Annotated in this window: 11 protein-coding genes; 5 read left to right on the plus strand and 6 right to left on the minus strand. The window is 57.6% G+C overall.

Annotated elements, in window-relative coordinates; genetic code table 11:
* Window positions 1-127 precede the first annotated feature (127 nt).
* The 5 genes from rnr to EC9_RS05110 all read right to left on the minus strand — a co-directional run bounded on the left by rnr (window position 128) and on the right by EC9_RS05110 (window position 6,279).
* A complete protein-coding gene (gene rnr / locus EC9_RS05090; RefSeq protein ID WP_145342922.1) occupies window positions 128-2,416 on the minus strand; it encodes a ribonuclease R in 2,289 nt (762 codons plus the stop codon).
* Between the two features lie 125 nt (window positions 2,417-2,541).
* Window positions 2,542-3,870: a serine/threonine-protein kinase gene (locus tag EC9_RS05095; RefSeq protein WP_218934594.1), complete on the minus strand. Its 1,329-nt coding sequence runs from the start codon at window positions 3,868-3,870 to the stop codon at window positions 2,542-2,544.
* Between the two features lie 290 nt (window positions 3,871-4,160).
* Window positions 4,161-5,774 carry a serine/threonine protein kinase gene (locus EC9_RS05100; protein ID WP_145342926.1) on the minus strand — a complete coding sequence of 538 codons (1,614 nt, stop codon included), beginning with the start codon at window positions 5,772-5,774 and terminating at the stop codon, window positions 4,161-4,163.
* Window positions 5,767-5,985 (minus strand): sigma-70 RNA polymerase sigma factor region 4 domain-containing protein, encoded by a 219-nt coding sequence (locus EC9_RS05105; protein WP_145342928.1) that lies wholly within the window; start codon window positions 5,983-5,985, stop codon window positions 5,767-5,769. Before EC9_RS05105 ends, EC9_RS05100 begins: the two co-directional genes overlap by 8 nt.
* Window positions 5,986-6,096: 111 nt before the next feature.
* Window positions 6,097-6,279, minus strand: a complete 183-nt coding sequence (locus tag EC9_RS05110; protein WP_145342930.1) for a hypothetical protein — start codon at window positions 6,277-6,279, stop codon at window positions 6,097-6,099.
* Between the two features lie 926 nt (window positions 6,280-7,205).
* On the opposite strand from EC9_RS05110, the gene EC9_RS05115 reads away from it, so the two are divergent.
* The 3 genes from EC9_RS05115 to EC9_RS05125 all read left to right on the plus strand — a co-directional run bounded on the left by EC9_RS05115 (window position 7,206) and on the right by EC9_RS05125 (window position 12,431).
* Window positions 7,206-9,344 carry a serine/threonine-protein kinase gene (locus EC9_RS05115; protein ID WP_218934595.1) on the plus strand — a complete coding sequence of 713 codons (2,139 nt, stop codon included), beginning with the start codon at window positions 7,206-7,208 and terminating at the stop codon, window positions 9,342-9,344.
* A 6-nt stretch (window positions 9,345-9,350) separates the two neighbouring features.
* Window positions 9,351-10,034 (plus strand): hypothetical protein, encoded by a 684-nt coding sequence (locus EC9_RS05120; RefSeq protein WP_145342934.1) that lies wholly within the window; start codon window positions 9,351-9,353, stop codon window positions 10,032-10,034.
* Window positions 10,035-10,205: 171 nt separating this feature from the next.
* On the plus strand, window positions 10,206-12,431 hold the full coding sequence (locus EC9_RS05125; protein ID WP_218934596.1) for an efflux RND transporter permease subunit: 2,226 nt from the start codon (window positions 10,206-10,208) through the stop codon (window positions 12,429-12,431).
* 117 nt (window positions 12,432-12,548) lie between these two features.
* Here the strand turns inward: EC9_RS05125 and EC9_RS05130 are convergent, their stop codons facing one another.
* Window positions 12,549-13,994 carry an IS4 family transposase gene (locus tag EC9_RS05130; RefSeq protein ID WP_145342938.1) on the minus strand — a complete coding sequence of 482 codons (1,446 nt, stop codon included), beginning with the start codon at window positions 13,992-13,994 and terminating at the stop codon, window positions 12,549-12,551.
* A 283-nt stretch (window positions 13,995-14,277) separates the two neighbouring features.
* Here EC9_RS05130 and EC9_RS05135 point away from each other — a divergent pair, with 283 nt between their 5' ends.
* The gene (locus tag EC9_RS05135) at window positions 14,278-23,577 is read left to right on the plus strand and encodes a type I polyketide synthase (RefSeq protein ID WP_145342940.1); all 9,300 of its coding nucleotides are present in this window, start codon (window positions 14,278-14,280) and stop codon (window positions 23,575-23,577) included.
* 10 nt (window positions 23,578-23,587) lie between these two features.
* Window positions 23,588-24,841, plus strand: a complete 1,254-nt coding sequence (locus EC9_RS05140; protein ID WP_145342942.1) for a GNAT family N-acetyltransferase — start codon at window positions 23,588-23,590, stop codon at window positions 24,839-24,841.

Consider the following 24,841-nt stretch of genomic DNA (forward strand, 5'->3'; position numbering starts at 1 on the left):
AATCAGTTTTTGCGTTTAGGCAACTCGGCCTTGCCGCGCGGGCTGACCGTCCCATGGACGCCGCGGCGCTATCGCGCGGCCGAATGACATCTCCCAAGGAATCGCAGATTAACCCCGGTCGATGTGGTTAACGCTTTCGTTTTTGATTCTGTTTCAGTTTCTTTTTCACGCGAGCTTTGTCGTATCGCTTTCCCGCGGCAGTCTTGGGTTTCGCTCTGTTTTTCAACTGATGTTTGGGGGCCTTGCCGGCCTCTCTGCCGACCAGTCCATAAAACAGCTCGCGGGCCTGCATGTCGACTTTATCGATCTTGACCACGATTCGATCGCCCAGCCGGAACTGGTTCCCTTCGCGGAAGCCTTCCAGGCGGTGCCCTTTTCGTTCGAAGCGATAGTTATCCGATGGCAGTTTATCGATCGAGATGTAACCTTCGGCGGGCATCTTGATCCCGCGGGCGTACAGTCCGTCGGGATGCACTCGCGTCACCACCGCCTCAAACGTTTGCCCGACGTTCTTATTCATATGATGCAGTAACTTGATGCGGATCAATTCGCGTTCGGCTGCTTCGGCGTTTTTCTCTTGATCGCTGCAGTGATGCCCCAATCGGATCAACACCGGCATCGGATCGCTGGGATTCTTGTTCCCCTCGGTCAACTTCTGCACCATCCGATGGATCGTGAGGTCGGGATAGCGGCGGATCGGGCTGGTGAAGTGGCAATAGTGATCCATCGCCAGGGCGTAGTGCCCCTCGCGATGCGGACCGTAAATCGCTTTGTTGGTCGCCTTCAGAACCGCATAGTTGACCGCGTAATCCAACGGCGTGTTCTTGACCGATTTCAAAACTCGGCGGACCGCGTGGCGGTTCTCTAAATCATCTCCGGGGATACCGATATCCTTTAGGAATTGAGCCAGTTGTCGCAGCTTGCGGCGCTCGGGAGCGGGGTGGATGCGACGCAGGAAATCGAATTTCATGTCGTCGAACCAAGTCGCAACGCCTTGGTTCGCGGCGAGCATAAATTCTTCGATCACCTGGTGGCTTTCGGTGTTAACGACCAGATGCGCACCGCGGACCTTGCCGTTGGAATCGAGATCGATCTTGATCTCGGGAAGGTCCATTTCGAGCGATCCCTGTTCCATCCGGCGAGCTCGCAACTTCATCGCCAACGTGTGCATTCGCTGCAATTGATCGCAGATCGCATCCCCCAGCTTCTGCCGCATCACATCGGGGGTTTCCAAAAACTGATCGACCTGTTCGTAGGTCAACCGGCAATCGCTGCGGATCGCGCTGTTGTAGACCTGCGTGGCAACAACCGCACCGCCGCCGGTGAATTCGATCTCGACGGTCTTCGCGTACCGAACCCGCTCGGGCTGCAGACTGGCCAGATGGTTGCTGATGATCTCGGGGATCATCGGCACGACGCGGTCGGGCAGATAGACGCTTGTCGCCCGTTGCTTGGCGTCTTGGTCGAGGATCGATCCTTCGGGGATGAAGTGCGAAACGTCGGCGATATGTACCGACAACCGCCAGTGGTCGTTTTCGATCTCCTGCAGCGAGATCGCGTCGTCGAAATCCCGGGCATCATACGGATCGATCGTCAGCGTCAACAGATCGGTGAGATCGCGGCGGTCGGCCGGAATCGATTCGTCGAACTTGTCGGCTTGTTCTCGCGCGGCAGCCATCACTTCTTCGGAGAACTCTTCGGGCAAACCGTATTGCCGCATCACCGCCATCGTATCGACGGCAGGATTTTTGCTGCTTCCCAACACCTCCATGATCACGCCCTGGCCGCCGCTGCCATCGCGCTCGGGGAACTGAACGACTTCGACAACCACTTTGTCCTCGTTCTTCAGCGGCAGCCCGCGGGTGTCGCCGACCGAGATCGGATGCTTCAGATGCGTACCGTCCAAGAGGACGAGATTATCCTGCCCGCTTTTGCGGAACGTTCCGGAAAACTGCCGCGTGGCGCGTTTGATCACCCGTTCGATGTGGCCTTCCATCCCGCCGCGCGATCGCGAGCGGTTGGTGACCAGTCGAGCTTCGACAAAGTCGCCATCGAAGGCGTCGGCGACATACGGTTCGGGAACAAAGACGTCCTCCAGCGGAGCGGCTTGTTCGCCGGTTCCTTCTTGGCGGATGAAGCCAAAGCCGGCTTGAGCGAGCCGAAAGATACCGCGGACCAGCGGAGAGCTCTGCCGCCGCTTGGTCGCATGCGACTCACCGGGCGGAATCACGAGATGGTTCGACGCGTAATCGAGTTGTCCTTGCAGGACGAGCCACTTCACCGTGCGGCGGACTTCGCGATACTGATCCTCGGGCAACTCCAACGCCTGCATGATCTGCTTCGGCTTGCAGGGTCGATATTCGGGACTGTGAACATAACGTACGATCGCATCTGCGAGTTCTGATGATACTTCCATGTATCGATAATAACTGCCGGATGATCAAACCGAAACGGCAGCGGTTGGCTGTTTGCCAATGCGGACGAGAATACCGATTGTTCGGTCGGATTGCGAGGAATTGATGTTCGAATCCCCCGCGTTCATCACGACACCGGCTGTTGGCGAGGTTTCTTGGCTCGGGTGCGAAGGTAAGCTGGAATCGCTAGCAGATAATTGATCGATTCGACAAGACAGGCGATGATCAATATCGAGAAGACCGAGACCTTGGTCAGCGGCGTGGGAAAGCTGTGTTCAAAGGCGGCGCTGGTGTCGAAAGCGGAAACGAGAAAGATGGACAGACATCCTAGACTGGTCACCGCAGATATCCAGAAGGCCCAACGCGAACCACAGATTAGGCGATAGCCGAGCCATGCTTTGGGCAGATGAACCAAGCCCGCACTCCAGACAAAATCTTGTACCGACTGGACGATGTCGGCTTGAGAAGTGAGCCCCAGGGGGATGATGACGGCCAGTTGGGAGAACATCCATCCGACGACTAATAGATGACACCACAGCGATGAGAGCCCGGCGATGCGGAGTCGCTGGGGCTGCGAGCACCATTTGGTAAATCGTTCGTACCGGGTGGGCATCCGCGCTACGACGGGACGGCCATCGAGATACCGCTGCAAGTCATCGCTCAGTTCCGCAGCGGATCGGTAGCGTTCGTCGACCTCTTTGCGAAGGCATTTGCTGCAGATCAACGACAGATCGATCGGCGTATCGGGGCGGATGCGATGTGGCAGCTCGGGCGTTTCGTTGGAGATTCGCTGCAGAAATTCGCCTAGCTGGGCGCCTTCCATGAGCGGTTGGCCGGTCAGCAGTTCGTACATCATCGCGCCGAGACTGTAGATGTCTGCCCCGGCGGCTGGCGCGGACTCGGCGCCGTCGAGGCACTCGGGTGCCATGTACATCAACGTTCCCAGGACCACACTGGTACGTGTGTTGGACCAATCGGCAGAGGACATCGAGGCCAGGCCAAAATCGGTCAGCCGAGGCTGGAAGGAGAGCGTCGAGGGGGTGGTGTTGTCAGCTTTTGGTGGGAATAACAGCACGTTGCCCGGTTTGATGTCGCGATGCAGCACTCCTTGGCTGTGAGCGTATTGCAGGGCATCGGCCAACAGACCAATCAGTTCGGCGATCGCTTCAAAGCTCAATCGATTGGGGTTGTCCAGCAACCACTCGCGCAGATCGGGACCGTCGCACAATTGGGAAACGATGTAGGGGATGCGGCTATCAAACTGCGCTTCATAGACCCGGCAGATGCCAGGATGGTCGAGCGTGGCGATTATTTGCGCCTCGCGTTGCAAGCGGCTGACGTGCGCGTCGCGCGAATCGCAACGCGGTATCTTCAGCGCCACGAAACGATTTAGATTGGGATCCAACGCTTGGTAGACGATTCCAAATCCACCGCGGCCCACTTCGCGTTCTAGCACAAACCGATCGACCTTCATCCCTGGCCGTAGAAAAACCTCTTCGACGCTCCTGTCTGAAAGGGTTGTTACCGTGTGCGGTGTCAGGGCGTCTGGCCTTTCAGGGGAGTTGTCCAGCGATTCATTTCGTGTCTCTGTCAAAACCGGGCCCTCAGTCGATTGCCAATCTCAATCGATGTGTTTTATCACGCCGTCGGATTCTTTCCACAGCGATTCGACTGGAAATATCCACTTGCCCTGAGTTCTACCGGTGCGAATCTGGCGCAGGACGCGATCGAGGGGGAGGCCAGAGCCTAGAGCAAGGATCGTCGGAAATCGTTGTCGGGCTGGGCCGTGCGAAAATGAGCTGGGATCGCAAACGCGTAATTGAGCGAATCGATCAGGCTGGCAATGATCAGGATCGAGAAGACCGCAACTTTCGAGAGCGTGGTGGGATAGTTGTAATCGAACGCGACGCTGGAATTGAACGCGGAATAGCAGAGGATCGCTAACGATGCGACGCTGGTAAGCATCGCCGGTATAAATGCCCACCGCGAGCCACGGAACACGCGCCAACCGAGCCACGCGTTGGGCAAATGCAACAGACAGGAAACCATCGCGATATCTCGGACGTGCGCGGCCGTGTTCGGCAGCTTCAACCCAAGCGCGACGGCGGTGGTAAATTGCACGACCAACCAGGCGACGACCGCCAAATGCATCCAGATCGTGTAGTGCCCCGCGAATCGTAGTCGTTGGGGACGCGAGGTCCACCTCGCAAAACGATCTCGCCAGGTGGGCATTCTCGCTTGGATCGGCTGACCGTCCAGGAAACGGCGGAGGTCGTCGTGCAATTCGACGGCGGATCGATAACGATCGTCGACCTCTTTGCTGAGGCATTTGCTGCAGATCAACGAGAGGTCGTTGGGGACATCAGGGAAAACGACGTGAGGCGGCACGGGGACGTCGTTGCCAATCCGATGCAGCAGCTGACCGAAGAACTCGCCTTCCAGCGGTGGTCGTTTGGTGAGCAATTCGTAAAGGATCGCTCCCAGACTGTAGATGTCGCATCCTGCACCGGGGCGCTGCGTGCCAGCCCCCATGCATTCGGGAGCCATGTACATCGGGGTCCCGATCACCACGCTAGTGCGGGTTCGGGACCAATCGTCGGACTGCATCGACGCGAGACCGAAATCGGTGATTTTGGGTATGAACGGCAAGCGACATCGAGTGGGTTTCGAGGACGCGGGCGTCGAACTGTTGTTTGGAAACAACAGCACGTTGCCCGGTTTGATGTCGCGGTGCAGGACGCCATTGCGATGGGCGTACGCGATCGCATCGGCAAGCTCGGCAATCAGTTCGGCCGACTGTTCCGGTGACGGATGGTTGTCGTTGGACAGCAGCCACATTCTCAGATCCGGGCCGTCGCAGAACTGGGAGACGATAAAAGAGGTTTCGCCGTCGGTCCCAGCTTCGTAGACGCGGACGATGTTGGGATGTTCCAGCGTCGCAACGATTCTCGCCTCGCGATGGATGCGATCGGTTTGCCCCGAATCGCAATCGACACGGGGGAGCTTGATGGCGACATCGCGCTCCAGTTGCGGGTCGATCGCTTTGAAGACGATCCCAAATCCTCCTTGACCAACTTTATGCTCAAGGACAAATCGACCGACCTGTGTTCCCGATGCGTAGCTCGCGACTTTTAATTCAGTACGGTTGATCGTCTCAAATTGGTGGTCGGTCTTGTTGTTCTGCGGCCAGCGTCGTTGTGCGACGGCTCTAAATCGTTCGTCGTTTTCATCGAATTCATTCGACACCGGTTCGGTGAGATAGGGATCGCGCTGAGGATCTTCAGGACTTGTGTGTTCGTCGAGATGTCGATCGCTTGCCGCGTCGACTGGGGCGTCGCCATCGGTGGCGGGATTAGCCAAAGCTACTCTCCTGAACGGCCAATGTCTCTTGGTGGCGTTTCACGGCGCGGGACCACAATTTTCGGGCCGCATCGGCGGAAACATCTAATCGGTCGCCAACCGCTTCCCAACGCCTCCCTTTTATGTTGCGAGGTTCGATCACATTGCGAGCGCGATCGGGAAGGGGAACGATCGCGAGTTCCAATTGTTCATCGCGTTGGACTGACTTCACGATGCTACTTGACGAATCCTCGCGATGGAAAAGTCCCGACTCGAGTTCGACCTCGCGCCGGTCGGCATCGTGAAATTCGCTGAGATTTTGAGCGGTCTCAAGCAGAGTGTTTTACACCAGATCGGAATCGCTCAGTTGGGCCCGAAGGTTGGGTGGCATCGGGTGATGAGCCACCGTTTTGTTTGAATACTGGCCGATGATTCCCAGCAACTCATCCGACGCGGCGGCATCGCCAGCATGCGTCTCACGCATCAGGTCGCTCCAAGCTCGAGTGGTTTCGGGCAACCAATTCATGAACGTTTGATTGTGAATGTAGCTGTATGGAATTCGGTGCAGTATCAACAGTTCCAGTGATACCAAATCAGGGGGGGAGAGGCAATGCAAACGAGCCGCTTGGGGCCATGCAAAAAAGAGACAAGGCCACCTGGAAATCTTCGAGGCACCCTTGCCGACACGTTCGCTAACGAACGACGATTGGATGCGATCTGAGAGTCGATCATTCGCGGGGGTGATCTCCTTCAAATCCGCTGTTGGCATGGGCAACGTGGCTCTTGATCGAACCGGTCTCATTCACGTTGTCGAAGACAACACCTGCTCGTTCGATCGTATCGTTTAGGACGTAGTAAAACCACTGACGCCATCGCCGGAGATGCCGCTTGCCCAGGCGTCGGCGATCGCAACGTTGGTAACTTACGCGTGGTCAGCCGCCACGGTAATTGCAGTCCCAAGGGCTTGATGATCCGCGGTGCAGCAGTGTTTGGATTGACGCGAGGCAACAAAAACGATCCCTGGTCGCTGACAAAGGTATGAGAACAGCCTTTCCCACAACAACGTTTGGGCCTTCCGTACCGATGAGAATGGATTCCCCATCAAAAACGCTAACGTCATGCACAAACACGTTATCTAGTGGCTGGATCGATGCGGCCGCCAACGTGTTGACCGGCTCAAACACACCGCTAATCTACGCATGCCTTAGGACGTTGCGATCGATGGACTGCGATCGCGATTAGGATACGCAGCGGGTGCCGATCTGAATCGCTGGAACTCAAGGCAAAAAGCCAGCTGTGGGAAGGGCGTTTGGGCCAGCGGGTCGATTACTGCGCGTAACTTGGCTTGGTTCACATTTCTACCGTTGAATAGCGCTCGGTCGGGACTTAGTCTGGGGTTTTGATGCCCAACGCAGCGGCAAGCGTCCCGATCTCGATCAATCCAAAATGCGGATGAGCACGCGTTCCGAAGATTACCCCTATTTGTCACCGCCCGAACTGCCCGATGAGATTGGACGGCTGGGGGCGTATCGAGTTTTGGAGCTGATCGGCGAAGGGGGGATGGGAAAGGTCTTTCTGGCCGAGGACCAACGGTTGCAGCGTAAAGTCGCTTTAAAGGTGATGAGCCAACGGATCGCGGCGTCAAAGAATTCTCGCGAACGTTTCGTCCGCGAAGCCCGCGCCCAAGCGGCGGTGCATCACGATAATGTGGCGACGATCTTTGAAGTCGATGAACAGGGTAACACTCCTTTTTTGGCAATGGAGTTGCTGAAAGGCCAGTCGCTCGAACAGATTCTGCGGAAAGGCTACAAGTTCAACATCAAGCAGATCATCGCACTCGGACGCCAGATCGCTCGAGGGCTGGGGGCGGCGCACAAGCAAGGAATCGTGCATCGCGACATCAAACCGGCCAACATCTGGATCGAAGCCGAAAAGGGGCGGCCGAAGATCTTGGATTTCGGTTTGGCGGCGATGAGCGGTCCTGTCGATTCGTTGACGCGGCGCGGTGCGGTCGTCGGCACGCCCGGCTATCTGTCGCCCGAACAAGCCGCCGATGAACCCGTCGATGATCGCTCGGATCTCTACAGTTTGGGGATCGTACTGTATGAGATGTGCAGCGGCGAGTTGCCGTTTCGCTATACCAATGTGGCGATGATGTTGATTGCGATCACCTCCCATTCTCCGCGTTCGCTGACCGAATTCGCCGAACATGTGCCTCAGGAACTCTCGGATCTGATCGACCGTTTGCTCTCCAAAGAACCTAAAGATCGTCCGGCGAGCGCCGACGCGCTGTTGGACGAATTGAAATTCTTGGCCGACGAACCGGTGCCCCCTGCAACGCCACCCCCCGACAAGGAAGCTGCCAGCCTGCCGTTGGAGATCGTGATTCAAGACGACCCGCCGACGCGGACACCGCGGGCGAGCAAGAAACGCGGATCGCCCACGGTTGTCATCGCGGCGCTTATCGTTGTGGCGTTGTTCGCCATCGTGGCGGGTATCTTTGCGCTGCGGCCAAGGTCAAACCCGCCGCAGCCTGAAAACCGTCTGGCGCGGCCGCCATCTGAACCCGTTCGCCCCAAGCCGGTTGTCGTGACGCCCGAGATGATAGCGCCACTGCGGATGGAGGCGGTGATATTGGAGGCCGATCGAATCCTGGCGGGGCAGCCGGGACTGATTCGATTTCGGTTGGTCAACACCGCATCGAATCGCCAGACCGATCCCGCAATCCTGGCAGGAAAAGCCGCGATCGCCGCGAAGGTTCGGGTCTTTCTGAAACCGCTATCTAGCGGCAACGAGCGGCCGGCAACGATGTTCCCGCTGCGGGTCGCCGGCGTTCGGATTCCTTCACCGGGTAAATCGTTGGAGATGTTGGCGCGGTTCGAAAGCGAAGATCTGCCGCCGGGCCGCTACGACGTGTTTTTGAGATTGATGACCCCCGATGACAAAGTCGCTTCGCAAGTTGACGCACAGATTTCCGTTGCCGCCGATTATTCGAGCGGGCCGCTGTCGGGATTTCAGCAGATCACGACACGATCGGGAACCGGGGCTGACACGACGGTCGTGCGAGGCGACGACAAGCCACGGGGCGAGCAGGATACGTTGTCGGTGCAGTTGCCCACGAAACCAGACGGCTCGCTGCAGTACATCTATTTAAAATTCGACGTCAGTCGCTGGGAACATCCGTTGGCCAAACTGCAAGACGCGGTTATCAGTCTAGCGGTCAAAGGGGGCGCGGCGGCAAAACTGGAACTTCGCCTGTATGGTATCGACGCTCGACAGGCCAGCTCATGGAAGGAACAGGGTGAAGGTGCGCTGGTCTGGAAGAACTCGCCGACTGCCAAGAACCTTGCCAAAGCGAAATATCTGTGCAGCACCACGATCGACAACACCGAGGGACGGTTGGCGAACCAAGCAAACGACAACGTCCGTTTTTTCGGTGACGAACTGGATGCATTTTTGGCTGCGTATCCCGATCCTGAGGTGACGTTTGTCGTGGTCAGCCACAGCAAGCAGGCACAGAATACGTTATTCTTTTCCAAAGAATCGGCTCAAGTCGAAAACGTTCCCCGCCTTCATTTGAAGGTTCAATAACGCATCATGACTCCCACGCATCCACCCGATCGTACGATCCAATTGGCGCGGCAATCGACCCGTTGGTCGCAAGCCGACAGCGCCGGTGGCTACACGATGCGTTACATCACGGCGATGCGCAACTACCTGATCGATCTGTGGGGCGATGGCGAAGCGGCCGACAAATCGTTGGTCCTGCTGTTGGGACATCTTGCCTCGAAGGGGTTTGGCGAGTCGGAGAAGGGGCGTCTGCGCGACTATCTGTTGCGTTCGGCCCGAGCGGCGGCGGCGGCGCAATATCGCCGCGAGCCGACGGAGGTGGTCCCGCCGATCGATCAGATGCAGGTCGATGATCCGACCTGGCTGGATAACTGGCGGGAATGTCTGCTGGCTCGCGTGTGGCGTGCGATGGAACGGTTCGAACACGCAAATCCGGGCAATTTTGAATACAGCGCACTTCGCGTCTCAACGGATCATCCCGACGACACCGAGTCGATGCTGGCGGTTCGGATTGGTAACCAATTAAATGCTACGGTCACGCCGCCGCAGTTTCGCAGTACGCTGGCAGCCGCGCGGCTGCGATTCGCTCAATCGATTGCCGATGAGGTCACCGACACGCTCGAATCTCCGTCGACCGAAGATGTGAACGCCGAACTGGCGGCGATCGGCCTGCAGCACTTGGTCGAACCGTTTTTGGGGCGTGCGAAGTAATCCAGGCCGAAGACCTGCCACAACCGTTGATGTGCTTACTCTCCCATGCATTATCGCCTATGATCCAGTGGCCATCCTTGTGGTTGGGTTTCCGTTTCCGGTTGAGGTGCAGTGGGGGCTCGCATTATTTACCGTTATCGAATCGTAATTCTGTTGCTGGCCTTGTTCGGGGTGGTACCGATTGTTCGCGGCGCGATCGACGCGTTGGCGACCAATTCGAACCGTCCCGAGGACTGGTTGCCCGAACGGTTTCAAGAGACCAAGGATCTGGCTTGGTTTTCGCAGCAGTTCGTTAGCGACGATGTCCTGATACTCAGCTGGGACGGTTGTCATCTGGACGATCCGCGGCAGGCAGAGCTGACGGAGCTTCTGCAGCAGCCTGTCGATATCGCGGGGCAGAAGCAGGTGCAGTTGTTTCGGTTTGTCACCTCGGGCAACGATCTGGTCAAACAATTGACCGCCCCTCCGCTATCGCTCAAAAAATCCCAAGCGATTGCGCGACTCAACGGTTGGATCGTCGGTGCGCCCAAAGCGGCGGGAGATCCGGTGATCAGTTCGGTTGTGCTGATGCTGACGCCCGAGGGGTGGCGATTGCGCGATGCGATGTTGGCTCATGTTCGCGAGACGACCAGCCGGGTTGTCGGTTTGCCGAGCGATCGGATTCATATCGCCGGATCGACCTACGATGGCGTCGCGATCGATGAGGCGAGCCAGAAGAATATGGAGTGGTATACGATCGTCTGCTACGGGATCGGTTGCGTCGTCCTGTATCTCAGCTTTCGCAGTTTTGCGATCAGTGCGTTTGTGTTCGTGAACGCCGTTTATTGCCAGATGCTTAGCCTGGCGTTGATCTCGTTTGCCGGATCGACGATGGACAGCGTAATGCTGATGGTCCCCTCGTTGGTCTTTGTGCTCAGCATTTCCACCGGCGTTCACCTGGTTAACAACTATCGCGATGTCGTCGCCAGCGAAGGGCTGCAAGGAGCACCGATTAAAGCGATTCGGCATGCTTTTGCACCCTGTTGGCTGTCGTCGCTGACGACTAGCTTGGGGCTGATTTCACTGGTCACAAGCTTCCTGCTGCCGATCCAGAAGTTTGGACTGTTTGCCGCTGTCGGTGTCGTGCTGGGAACGGGGATCCTGTTTCTTTTGTTTCCGTGCCAGTTGGAACTGTGGCCGCCGCGGCGTTGGGGGGCGAAGCTGAACGCAGGGACTGGCCCGAAGCAAGGTTTTGCCTATCAAAGCGTGGTCGATCGAATTGCCCGCTGGTCGCCTGCGATCCTGCTGATCACCGCGGTGACGATGGCGGCCGGAATCGCTGGCATCACGCGGCTGCAATCGACAGCGCGAGTCCACGATCTGTTTTCGCCCGGCGCCAAGATCCTGCAGGATTATGAATGGTTTGAAACTCAGATCGGCCCACTGACGCCTGTCGAAATCGTGCTTCGAATCCCCAAGTCTGCCATCGATGGGAGCACCAGCCGGACGCCGATGTTGGACCGCATGAACCTGGTTCGCAAAGTGCAGCATGCAGCGATGCAAGTCGACGGCATCGGCGGGACCGTATCGGCGGTCAACTTCTCACCAGGTTATCCCGACACCTTTCGTTCGGGGACGCGAGGTATCGGCCAGATCGCTCAGCGGATTGTGTTGGAGCGACGGTTTGAATCGCTGCGCGAGATGTATCGCGAAATGCAATACTTCCAAGACAACCCTCAGGAGGAGTTGTGGCGGATCAGCGCAAGGGTGCCGACCGCCGAAGATATCGACTTGGAACGGATCGGCCGAGAACTGAAGGTATCGATCGCCGAGGTGATCGAACAGCGGGCTGGCGACCAAGGAGTCCGTAGCGTTGTCTGTGGCAGCATGCCTTTGATCCAAAAGTCGCAGGAGCAGTTGTTGGAGGATATGGCCCGCAGCTTTATCACTGCTTTTGCCCTCATTGCGGTCGCGATGATGGTCACCTTGCGAAGCGTTGTTGCCGGCTTGTTGGCGATGGTCTCGAACATCTTTCCAGCAGTCGTCTTGTTTGGGCTGCTGGGCTGGTTTGACGTCAAAGTCGAGATTGGATCGATGATGACGATCACCGCTGCGATGGGGATCGCCGTCGACGATACGCTGCATTTCGTAACTTGGTTCCGACGTGGCGCCTCTGCCGGACTGTCCAAACACGATGCGTTGGTCTACGCCTATCGGCACTGCTGTCGGGCGATGCTGCAAACCTCTTTGATCTGTGGGCTGGGATTGCTGGTCTATGCGCTCAGTCCGTTTACTCCGATCTCTCGATTCGCTTGGCTGATGTCAAGCATGTTGGCAGCCGCGTTGGTGGGGGATCTCGTCGTCCTGCCGGCGATCATTTCTAGCCGCTTGGGAAATGCATTCCTGCCGCGACGCTAAGTGTTTCTGAAGGCCGCTGCCTCGTCTGAATAGCCCTGCCGCTCCCCCATCCGATGCGCTTCGCGTTCTGTGAATTGCAGCCAGGGGGCTTCTCGCCCCCTGTCGATTACCCACAAGTCATTGGTCTGGTCCGAAGGCTTGCCAGCAGAGGGCGAAGTCGAGCATTCGCCGCGTGCCTCGCCAGATCACTTCGGCTCCCGGCGGACCGTCGCCTTCGCGGTGATTGTAGCCGCCAAGGGTCGCAAGGACCGGGATGAATTGTGACAGCTCAGGAGCTTGCTTTGGGGGAGCCGTCTTTTTCACCACTTTCCAGACCGACTTCCATTCCGCTTCGCTGAAGACGACATCACAGGGAAGCTCTGGACACTCGCGGCCTAAGAAGGTCACAAACATGATCCGCCATGCGATCACTTTGTAAAACATCAACGCGCGGATCAGTCGGTCTCTCGCTTCGAGTTGAATCTCTTCGACCCGGCAGCCAGTTTTGAAAACTCGAAAGAATACTTCGATTGGCCAACGAGCCACATACAAATCCACAATCCGCAGCGTCTGGGAAATCGTGTCGACCGGCAGAGAACTCAGTAACAGCCAGTCGACTTCGGTTCCGTCGCCTGGGCCATCGATCTCGCTCACCCAAACGACACTGATCTCGACCGGCGGCATCGAAGACTGCTTGTTGTGTGGCGCACGAAGAGTCATCCGCTTCGCTCGAATTTCTAACTTCGCAGTGCGTGCTTCACGGCCGGGGTGTTGTTTGTTTCCTGATCCTTTGGTTCGCTCGGGCGTTTGGGGAAGCTGGACTTCGCGGTAAGCGACCGGCTGGGCGGATGCGATTTCGGCACGCATTTTCTTATAAGCCGCAGGCCCGCCATCGGGGTCTTTCTCCGGCAACGAGCGTTTTCGCTGCGAGCGAATGACGAACTGAGCCGGTGTTTCATGCTGATCGGCTTCGACGAAAATGTCGTAGATGTCTCCTTCGCGATCGGCCAGCGAAACGATCTGAGTTTCAGGACATTTTCCGGCGATCTCGCAGGCCTTGCGGTAACCATCGAGCCATCGTTGCCCTTCGCCGGTGTGTAGGGGTTGGCCTTCTCGCTTCTTGCTGGTGCCGAGCGCTTCTTTGTCGCGATCGTAGAACTTAACACCGACCACCCCGAGACAAAGTTTCTCCGGCGTGAAGGCGATGTGGGAATGATCGTAAAGTCCACGGCGGCCTAAGCGATCGAGATTGCGGACGCCTCCGGGCGGATGCGCGGTGTAGTCCAGTTCGGTGGTATCTTGTGCGATGCAAACGGTGTCTTGGGCTTTGATTCGTTGGAGTGTCTTTTCAGCGTGAGCCCCGAGAATGGCTTCGGGATCGACGTTGGGGTTATCGAATAGACGGTAGGCGGCTTTGGTTTCGTCCCAGCCACTGCAAGCTTCGTTGATACTGGCCGAAGGGTTGGCCGCCAGCGAGGCGAGCAACGCTTCGGCTCGATCGTTGAGACGTTTGTCTCCAAGTTGAATATCTTGAAATTCGTATGCGATACTGGTCGGTTGCATGCTTTCACCTTGAGATTTCATTGTGCAAAATGAAATACTACAAGCGCAAATACCGTGCCAAAACGAGCTATTTTTGCGGCGACTTGTGGGTAATCAACAGCTTCTCGCCCCCCCCTCTCGCAGGGATCTCTCAATAAGTGTACCGACACCAAATTGACAATCCCGTTACATCCAATTGTATATCACTATGCGTGTAGTTAAGCTAGGGGTGTGGGGTGAGTGTAGCAACATGTACCCCCGGTACACGAGCCCGGTGCGGGTAGGTTTTTATGGCTGCGATTCAAAAACGGCAGGTTCTTAAAGTATGAATGTTGATTCCAAGGTTGCTCTACACCAGGGGGAACCGTTAGCGATCGTGGGCATTGGTTGCAGGTTACCTGGCGGAGTGGTCGATGTTGAAAGCTTCTGGAGTTTGATCGCCGAGCGGCGGTCGGGGATTGTCGAGGTTCCCGAGACTCGCTGGGATCGCGAACACTACTACCACCCCAAAAACGATGTCGCCAACCGAATGGTTACTCGCCGGGGTGGATTCATCGACGGGATCGAGAACTTCGATCCGCTGTTCTGGGGCGTTTCGCCACGCGAAGCATCGCGAATGGATCCTCAGCAGCGTTGGCTGTTGGAGACCGCTTGGGAAGCGATCGAGGATTCGGGAATTGCCCCTGGGAAATTGAAAGGCTCGCAGACAAGCGTCTTTGTTGGCGTGGCGAGCCACGATTTCGCCAGCATTCAAATGTCCGAAGACGTGATCGCCGACGTGCATACCAACAGCGGTTGCACGCTGAGCATCGCATCGAATCGCGTCTCCTATCTGCTGGATCTCAAAGGGCCTAGCGTTTCGGTCGACACAGCTTGTTCGTCGGGGTTGGTCGCGGTCAGCTTGGCCTGCCAGAGCATCTGGTCGGGGAAATCGACCGGCGCGTTGGCCGGCGGTGTCAATTCGATGCTCACGCCTCACGCCACGATGGGCTTCAGCCGCGCATCGATGCTCTCCCCCGATGGTCAGTGTTTTGCGTTTGATGCGCGGGCCAATGGCTATGTCCGTGGCGAGGGAGCTGGCATGGTCTACATCAAACCGCTCCGTCAAGCGATCGCCGATGGCGATTCGGTCTATGCGGTGATTCGTGGCGCGGTGGTCAACCAGGATGGCCACACGTCATCGATGACGGTTCCTGGAATCGATGGCCAGTCGGCGATGTTGCGCCAGGCGTATAGCGAAGCCGGCCTCGCCCCAAATCGCGTCGCTTATATGGAGGCCCATGGAACCGGAACCTCGGTCGGAGACCCGATCGAACTGGCGGCCTTGGGCAACGTTTTGTCGAAAGGCCGCCCCGCCGACCAACCCTGCCTGCTGGGGTCGGTAAAAACGAACATCGGTCACTTGGAAGCCGGTTCGGGGATCGCCGGCCTGATCAAAGCGGCGTTGGTCTTGCACAAGGACCAAGTGCCGCCAAATCAGAATTTTGAAACGCCCAACCCCAACATCCCCTTCGACAAACTGCAACTGCAGGTCGCGACGCATCTGCAACCGCTGCCGCACTACGATTCACAGCCTCCCGTCGCGGCAGTCAATTCGTTTGGGTTTGGTGGTACAAATTCGCACGTCGTCTTGGAAGCCGCTCCGCCGACGGCCAAGCCATCAACGGCTCACACCGCCCCTCGCCAACAACTGCATTCGCATTCCAATGGACACGAGAAAAACGGGTCGAGTAACGGAGCCGTTAACGGCGAGGCAAACGGCGAGGCAAACGGCGCTGCCAGCCGTGCGGCAACCGTCTTGGCCGATCGACCTTTCCTGCTGCCGATCTCGGCTCGCGATGAGGTGGCGCTGAAAAGCTACGTCGCATCTCTTATCGACTTATTAGACGATCCGTCGTTACCGTTGGAGGACGTTTGTTACTCCGCGGGCAGCCGCAAGGAACAGCATCACGACCGCTTGGTCTTCACCGCTGCCGACAGCAAAACGATGCAAGATCGCATGCGAGCCTGGTTGGATGATCCGCGTGGAGCCACTGGATTTGTGCACGCAAAAACAACCGGTCCTCACGACAAACCCGTTTTTGTATTTACCGGACAAGGTGCGCAGTGGTGGGGCATGGGACGCCAGCTGCTCGACCGCGAACCGCACTTCCGGGCGACGATCCAACGCATCGATGCGCTGTTGCAACCGCTGGCCGGTTGGTCGTTGCTGACCGAGATGAAGCGGGACGAAGCCGATTCGAAGATCAATCAAACCGCGATCGCTCAGCCGGCAATCTTTGCGTTGCAAGTGGCCCTGGTCGAACTCTGGAAGTCCTGGGGCGTAACGCCATCGAAGGTGGTCGGGCACAGCGTTGGCGAAGTGGCCGCCGCCTATTGTGCCGGCGTCTACAGCTTGGCCGATGCGGTCAAGGTGATCTATCATCGCAGCCGCTTGCAAGACACGATGGCCGGGACCGGCCGGATGCTGGCCGTTGGACTCTCCGCAGCCGAGGCGCGACAGCGGATCGGCGATCGATACGATCGCGTTCAAGTCGCGGCGATCAACAGTTCCAATCTTGTCACGCTGGCCGGCGACACCGAGCCGTTGGAAACGATCGCTCACGAGCTTGAGAAATCGGGGACGTTCATGCGTTGGTTGCGAGTCAATTACGCTTTCCATACGCATCAGATGGAACCAATCCGCGCGGAACTGCTGGAATCGTTAGCTGATATCCAGCCGCGGCCTGCGCAGATTCCGCTGGTTTCAACCGTCACCGCCAGCGAATTGGCGGGCGAGTTGATGGATGCAGGATATTGGTGGCGGAACGTCCGCTATCCAGTTCTCTTCAGCACCGCGATCCAGCATCTGATCGCCGCCGGTTCCGAAGCGTTCCTGGAGATCGGACCGCATCCGGCACTGCTCAGTTCGATCAATCAATGTTTCGTCGACCAAGGCAAACAGGGAACGATCTATCATTCGTTGAGCCGCAACACCGATGAATCGGAACATCTGCTGAGCAACGTCGCCGGGCTGCACTGCTCTGGAATCGAGATCGATTGGGCCGCCGTCAACCAAACGCCGGGGCACTTGGTCAAATTGCCCCGCTACCCGTGGCATCACCAACGCAATTGGCTCAGCCCCGACGATATGAATCTGTTGTGGCTGCAGCCCGACGTCCATCCGCTGTTGGGACGCCGCGTGATCGCGCCCGAACCGACCTGGGAATCGGCGCTGGACCTAGCCGTCTTCGACTACCTCTCGGACCATTCATTTTGGGGTTCAGTGGTATTCCCCGGCGCGGGCTATTGCGAGATCGGTCTGGCGTTGGCTCGGCATCTGTTCCCCGAAGAGGCGTATGTCGTCGAAAACGTCGACATCAAAGATGCGATGTTTATCTCCGCCGATCGGATCCCTCGTGTTCGCGTCGTCTTCCACGAAAAGGATCGCAGCTACGGCGTCTACAGTTCGACGGGCCGACGCGATGATTGGAAACTGCACGCCGAAGGTCGACTGACCTTGCTGGCGGCACCGCAACCGGCGGCTGTTGATCTGCCGCAGATCCGCGCGGCCTTGCCCGACCAAATGGAACACGAACAATATTATGGTGAATTCGCCGAAGCCGGTTACGAATTTGGGCCGCTGTTCCGCCACATCCATCACGTTTGGCGCGATACCGGCGAAGCGTTGGCCGAAGTCATCGTGCCGGCGGGGATCGAACGGACCGTCGACCAATACCATATCCATCCCGCAGTCTTGGACGCCTGTTTCCACATCTTCAAAGGCGTCCAAACGATCTCTCCCGAAAAACAGGCTGCCGATTACTTCTACCTGCCCGAATTTATCGGTCGCGTGCGGATGTACTGCGAAAATCCACCGACACGTTTCTGGACGCACGCCAAACAGATCGCCGATGATGGCAAGAGCTTGCACGCCGACATCTTTGTCTACGACGACCAGGGGAATCGGATCGCCGACATCTTAGGCTTCCGCGCCGATCTGGTGGAGCAAAAGAAGTCGCCCGACGCGATCGAAAACGGCTATTATCAGTTCCGCTGGCAGCCCGAAGATTCGGGCGACAACGCCGCGGAAGCGACAGCATCGACCGAAGCCGAATCAACGCCCGATGTCTCCGGCGCCGCGACGACAACATCGCCCGACGCTTTCGAACCGGCGACCTATCTGGTCTTCATCGATCAGCAGGGCGTTGGTCAGACGCTTTGCGAAACGCTGGCCGCACAAGGCCATCAAGCGGTCTCGGTTCGCGTTGGGGACACGTTCAGCAAGGAGGGCAAGGATCGATTCACGATCGATCCCGAATCGGTCGACGACTTGCGCCGGATCATGGCCGACACCGAAGTCCAGGTCGACGCGTTGGCGGGAATCGTCCACTGCTGGTCTTTGGATCATTGCACAACCGAACGATTGCAGGCTGATGATCTGGCCAAAGCTCAGGCGACTGGAACGCTGCATGCGTTGCGGTTGGTCCATCTGTTGGAAGGACGTCCGTTCGCTCAGCCACCACGCGTCCGATTTGTGACACGAGGTGCCCAAAGCGTTCTCGAAACCGATAGCTGTCCGCAACTTGCCTCCTCGCCGATCGTTGGTTTCGCACGCGTTGCCAACAACGAACACCCGGGGTTCCGTTGGACCGTGGTCGACCTGGACTCCAGCGCCACATCGACCGAACACGATCGGTTGTTGCAAGAGGTGTTGTCGGGCAACGACGAACTGGAAGTTGCCTATCGCGACGGCGTTCGTCACGTCAATCGCTTGGCTCGCGTACCGTTGGATCAACTGGCCAATCGAACCCGCGATGCGTTCAGCGACGCGGGCAAAGCTGCCTATCGCCTGCAAACCGAAAAGCCCGGCATCCTGACGAATCTGTCGTTGAACGAAACCAGCCGCCGCGAACCTGCCGCTGGCGAAATCGAGATCGAAGTCAAAGCGGGCGGAATCAACTTCCGCGACGTGATGAAAGCGTTGGGAATGTATCCCGGCAACCCGATCGACCTGCTGTGGTTTGGCGATGATTTCGCGGGAACCGTCACTCGCGTTGGCGATGGCGTGACCGATCTGAAAGTGGGCGATTCGGTGGCCGGAATGGCTCCCTATTCCTTCCGCTCGTTCACCACGATCGATCGCCGCTTGTGCTTCAAGATGCCCGATCATCTTTCGTTCCAGGAAGCAGCGACCCTCTCGACCGTCTTCCTGACAGCTCAATACGCGATCTGCGGCCTGGCTCATATGCAAGCGGGTGAAAGCATCTTGATCCATGCCGGCACTGGCGGTGTGGGGCAAGCAGCGATTCAAATTGCTCAACACCTTGGCCTGGAGATCTTTGCAACCGCCGGGACGCCCGAAAAACGGCAACTGTTACACGACATGGGCGTTCCGCACGTGATGGATTCCCGTTCGTTGGACTTTGCCGACGAAGTCATGGCGATCACCAACGGCCGCGGCGTCGACGCGGTCTTGAATTCCTTGGCGGGCGACTTCATTCCGAAGAACTTCTCAGTGCTGGCACCGTTTGGGCGCTTCCTGGAGATCGGTAAGATCGATGTCTACGGAAATTCCAAGATCGGGCTGCAGGCGTTGCGAAATAACATCTCCTACTTTGTGATCGACCTGGCGCAGCATCTGGAACATCGGCCGTCGTTTATCGCGTCGCTGTTTGCAGAGTTGTCAGAACGCTTTGAAGCTGGCGACTTCCGCCCGCTGCCCCACACGGTTTTCCCGATCAACGAAGTCGTCGACGCCTTCCGCTTCATGGCGCAAGGAAAACACATCGGCAAAAACGTCCTTTCGTTTGAAGTCGATCGATTGGAGATCGGCCCGTGCACCGAAGACGCTCATCTGTTCCGCGAAGACGCCAGTTACCTGATCGTCGGTGGTGCGAGCGGATTTGGTCTGGAACACGCCAAGTTTATGGCGCGACATGGGGCCCGGCATCTGGTCCTGATGAGTCGCAGTGGGGCCCGCGACGAAGCGGCGATTGCCGACATCGAACGATTGCGAGCGTCGGGCATCAACGTCGTCGACGCGCGCGGCGACGTAACCTGTCCCGATGACGTGCGTCGCGTCGTCGATGAGATCACCGCCACGCTGCCTCCGCTGCGAGGAGTGATTCACAGCGCGATGGTGCTGGACGATGAATTTATCGTCGAACTCAACGATCAACGTTTCAACAAGGTCATGGATCCCAAACTGCTGGGAGCATGGAACCTACATCAAGCGACCCTCGATGCCCCGCTGGAACATTTTGTTTGCTTCTCCTCCTTCTCGAATGTCGTTGGGGGTGCGAAGCAAGCGAACTACAACGCCGGCAACTGTTTCCTCGACGCCCTGGCCCACTACCGCAAGTCGCTGGGGCTGCCCGCGCTGACCTACAACTGGACCGCGTTGTCGGGAGCTGGATTTGTCGACCGCAACGAAAAGACAGCTCAATATCTGGACAAGATCGGCATGAAAGCGTTCAGCATGGATGAAGCGTTCCGCGTCTATCGCCAGATGCTGTCGCGAAATCCGGTGCAATTGGGAGCCTGCCGCGCCGATTGGTCGGCGCTGGCTCGCTTCAGCCCAATGGTTGCCAACGCCCCGATGTTCGCCGATGTGATCGGAGACCAACGCGACAGCGGTGCCGGTGGCATGCTGGGACCGCGGATCATCGCCGCTTCGCCTCAAGAACAGATCGGTTTGGTCGAGCATTTGATCGCCGACCAAGTTGCCGACGTGTTTGGAATCGAAGCCGCTCAGGTCGATCGCCAAGCGTCGTTGACCACCCTAGGACTCGATTCGCTGATGGCGATCGATCTGATGAATCGGATCGAGACCGAATTGGGCGTCACGCTGGCAATGGGAAGTGTGCTGGGTGGTTCGAGCATCAAAGACTTCTCCAAAGTTGTGCTGCGTCAGTTGTTGGAATCGGCCAATGTTTCCCAAACCAGCGGAGCGGGCGACGCGACCGAGGCATCCAGCAATGTGCCGTTGGATCCCCTGGCGTTCCATGAAGAGACGTTTGCTCTGACGGCGCAACAGATCGCAGCCCTGCAACCGATGGACGACATCGCATCACAGCATGTCGTGTCGATCGCGAAGGTTTCCTGTCGTTTGGACCTAAACGACATACTGTATGCGTTTGAGCATCTGCGTCAGCGACACCCGATGTTGCGGGCGAGTTTCCATACGCAAGACGGTCGCCTGGTGCAAAGCTACGCAGACAGCGGCGATGCAGCCCGTTGCGTGAAGCTGCACGAGCCTCCGGCGGCCAGCGAACTGTCGCAGCGGTTGAAAGACTGTGTTGATCGGCCGTTCGATCTGCATTCGGGCTCCTGCGTCCGAATCGATCTTGTGCCTGTGCAGCGGCACGAAACGGTTGTCGTCGTGACGGCGCACCAAGCGGTTGCCGATTCTCAGTCGTTGACGATCGTGTTGCAAGAATTGCTGGCCAATTACAGCTTGCAACAGCGGGGCGAAGCGATGCTGTCGTCGCCGATGAAAGTGACCTTCGAAGATTTTGCAGCTTGGCAATCCAAGTGGCTCTCGGGAGATCATGCACAGCAGTTGCAAAAACACTGGAGCACAACGCTCAAGGACGCCCCATGGGACTTTAAATTGCCAACCGATCACGATCGCAACGATCTGAATTTGCACCATGCCACAAAGCGGTTCAGGATCTCGGCGGATCTGTCGCAGCAATTGGTGACCCTGGCAGCACAGCAGAATGTCCCCCAAGAACGCGTGTTGCTGACAGCCTTTCAGATTCTGTTGCATCGCCGCGCCAATCGGTCCGACATCGTCCTGGAACACGCGATGCACGGTCGTCGACAGCCTGAGTTGCGTCGTCTGGTGGGACCACTGGCAACGACAGTTCCCGTCCGTAGCCAAACCGGCGACGATCCAACTTTCCTGGAATTGTTGGCTCGCAATCAGTCGGCTGTGACCGCCGCGAGCGAACACTCTCCCGTGTCGCTAACCCAACTGCAACAGGACGCCGGCTTGGGATCGGTCGCATGTTCGCTGGCTGTTGGATTTGCGATGCGTGAAATCCCCGGGGAGGATACGGCGGCCTTGGCCGCGATGGGGCTTGGCGTTGCCGGCGTGACCGCCAACGTCGATCGAATCTCATTGCAGTCGATCGATTTTGAACACGCCCAATCGACCAACGCCATCTGTCTGCATTTGCAGATCGCCAACGGAACGCTGATCGGAGCTTGGGAATACGACGCCGCAAAATACGATCCGGCGACGATCGCCGGTCTACAGGATCTCTTCTTACATTTGCTTGAAGAGGTTGCTCGGCATCCCGATCGTCGCGTCGCCGATTTCACCTGTTTCGCGGCAGCCAACGCCGGTACCGAAAGCGCTGATGCGACGCTTGCCAATGCCAAGCTTTTGAGTCGTGCGGGACGTGAAGCGATCGATGTCGATTTCGTCAAAGAGGCGATGCTCGATCCGGCGATTGCTCCGCCGCCAGGTGCTCGCTACGAATTTAGTCGTCCGCATGCGGTTCTGCTGACCGGAGCGACGGGGTTTGTTGGTGCGTTTGTCCTGGAGCAGTTGGTTCTGCAGACCGATGCCAATATCTACTGCTTGGTCCGCGCCAAGGACCTCGCCCGCGGCAGACAGCGTCTGCTGGACAATCTCCGCAAATATGAGCTGTCGGTTCCCGACTTCGACAAGCGCGTGGTCCCGGTCTGCGGTGATTTCTCCAAGCCGTTGTTGGGGCTATCCCAATCGCAATTCGACGAATTGGCCAAATCGGTCGATTCGATCTACCACAACGGTGCCGATGTCAATCTCGGCGCACCCTATGCTCAACTGAAAAACACCAACGTCTTGGGGACTCAAGAAGTCTTGCGGCTCGCCGCCCAGACGCGGCTGAATCCCGTTCACTTTGTCTCCACCTTCACGGTGATGGCCAGCGAGGCGACGCGTGGTGAAACGGTGGATGAAAACGATCCGCTGCCAGCGCCCGAGTCGTTGCTGCACGGATATTCCCAATCCAAATGGGTTTCCGAAACGATGATCCGCCAGGCGCAAGATCGCGGTATTCCAGCCGCCATCTACCGTCCTGGCCACGTCACGGGACACAGCGAGACCGGGGCGTCGAACATCGACGACCTGCTGCACACGATCATGTTGACCTGTTGGCGAATGGGATCCGCACCGCTGCGGTCGGGTGAACTGGATATGACGCCAGTCGATTATGTCGCCAATGCGATCGTGGGCATCTCGCTGCAGAACGAGTCGCTCGGCGGAGTCTTCCATCTGACGAACCCCAATCCGCTGAACTATCGCTATCTGGTCGAATGGATGCAACGCGACGGAACTGGAATCCGTCCGGTTCCCTACGACCAATGGCGTTCGGAACTGTTGGCTTTGACGGCTCGCGTCCCGATGGAAACGATGCAGACATTGGTCAAGACGATGGTTCCCGACGCGGCGGATAACAACGGTGTCGCTCCAGCGTTGCACCCTAAATACGACTGCCGAATCACGCTGCGACTATTGAGTCAGCTGGACATCCGATGTGCGGAGGTCGACGCTCGATTGTTGAATCTGTATCTGGAATGCCTGAAGCGAACCGGGGCATTTCCTACGCTCGAGTCCGATTCGGCCAACACGGCCAATAGTGTTCAATAGGCAGCTATCCGTGACAAACGAAACGATCGGGTTTCACTATCGCATCTTCGATTCCGCCGATGCGGTCCCCGTGGAAGCCTGGAACTCGGTTCAGCAGCGCTTCGGAGATCCGTTTTGCGATCTCCGTTTCATCCGTGTCGTCGAGACCTCGATGGCGGCCGACACGCGCTGTTGGCCTGTCGTTTTCTACGATGGAAAACGCCCGGTCGCGATCTCTTGCATTTCGCGATATCGCGTCGACGCAGGCGTCTTAACCGGTGCGCCGTTACAAAAAGTTATCGGTTGGGTGCGACGGGTGCTCCCGTCGTTTTTGTTTCTGAAAATTGTCTTTGCTGGTTTGCCGGTCTCCGCCGGCCAGCGTGGGCTGGTGATGCTGCCCGACACCAATCACCAAGAGGTTGTCCGCTTGATGGACGACGCCCTCGCGACAATCGCCCGCCGAGAAGCGGTGGGATTGATCGTGATCAAGGAGTTCGAACAGACCGATAGCGAATGGGCGGATCAATTCAGTCGGCAATACCGGTACTACAAAGCCGACAGTCTGCCGATGAATCGTTTGGAACTCGCATTTGATAGTTTCGATGACTACCTCGCCGCCCGCAGTTCGCGCAGTCGGTCGAGCATTCGTCAGTCGCGGCGTCGTTTGCGCGACACCGGTTGCCAGTTGATTCAACTACCGGGCGGGCCCGAAGCGATCGAGCGTTTTACCGACGAAGCCCATCGATTGTACCTGGCTGTTTTGGGGAAATCGCATTCGAGATTGGAAACGCTGCCGGCAGAGTTCTTTCGTGAACTGGCCCGTCAATTTGGCGATGCCGCTCATTTCACCTTCATCTACCAATCCGAACGCCTTGTCGCCGTCTCCTGCTCGCTTAAAGGGGACGATGTCTTCCAGATGATGTTCTGTGGCATCGATTATTCATTGAATGATCAGGCGCATCTTTATTTCAACATCATGTTTTCCGATTTGGACATTGGATTTCGCCAACACGTGTCGCGAATCAACGTCGGACAAAACGGCGACACCTTTAAAGCCCGACTCGGTTGCCGGCAGATTCCGTTAAGCATTTATATCAAGGGACGCAATCTGTTTCGGCCCTTGTTGTGGATGTTCCAACGTTGGTTTCTACCCGCCGCGCCGTTGTTGGCGCCAATCGAAACCCTCAGCGGAAAACGCTCGCCGCAGGTATCGGGGAAGACGACGTCTACGGTAGCGCCGCCGGCGACTGTCGCTCGAGCAACTGTACTCGGACTTTTACCATGA

This window comes from Rosistilla ulvae, assembly GCF_007741475.1.
Classification (GTDB): Bacteria; Planctomycetota; Planctomycetia; order Pirellulales; family Pirellulaceae; genus Rosistilla; species Rosistilla ulvae.

Coding starts and splice junctions, on each gene's coding strand:
- EC9_RS05135 (WP_145342940.1), top strand. CDS start 14,278: ATGAATGTTGATTCCAAGGTTGCTCTACACCAGGGGGAACCGTTAGCG.
- EC9_RS05120 (WP_145342934.1), top strand. CDS start 9,351: ATGACTCCCACGCATCCACCCGATCGTACGATCCAATTGGCGCGGCAA.
- EC9_RS05110 (WP_145342930.1), bottom strand. CDS start 6,279: ATGAATTGGTTGCCCGAAACCACTCGAGCTTGGAGCGACCTGATGCGT.
- EC9_RS05130 (WP_145342938.1), bottom strand. CDS start 13,994: ATGAAATCTCAAGGTGAAAGCATGCAACCGACCAGTATCGCATACGAA.
- rnr (WP_145342922.1), bottom strand. CDS start 2,416: ATGGAAGTATCATCAGAACTCGCAGATGCGATCGTACGTTATGTTCAC.
- EC9_RS05115 (WP_218934595.1), top strand. CDS start 7,206: ATGAGCACGCGTTCCGAAGATTACCCCTATTTGTCACCGCCCGAACTG.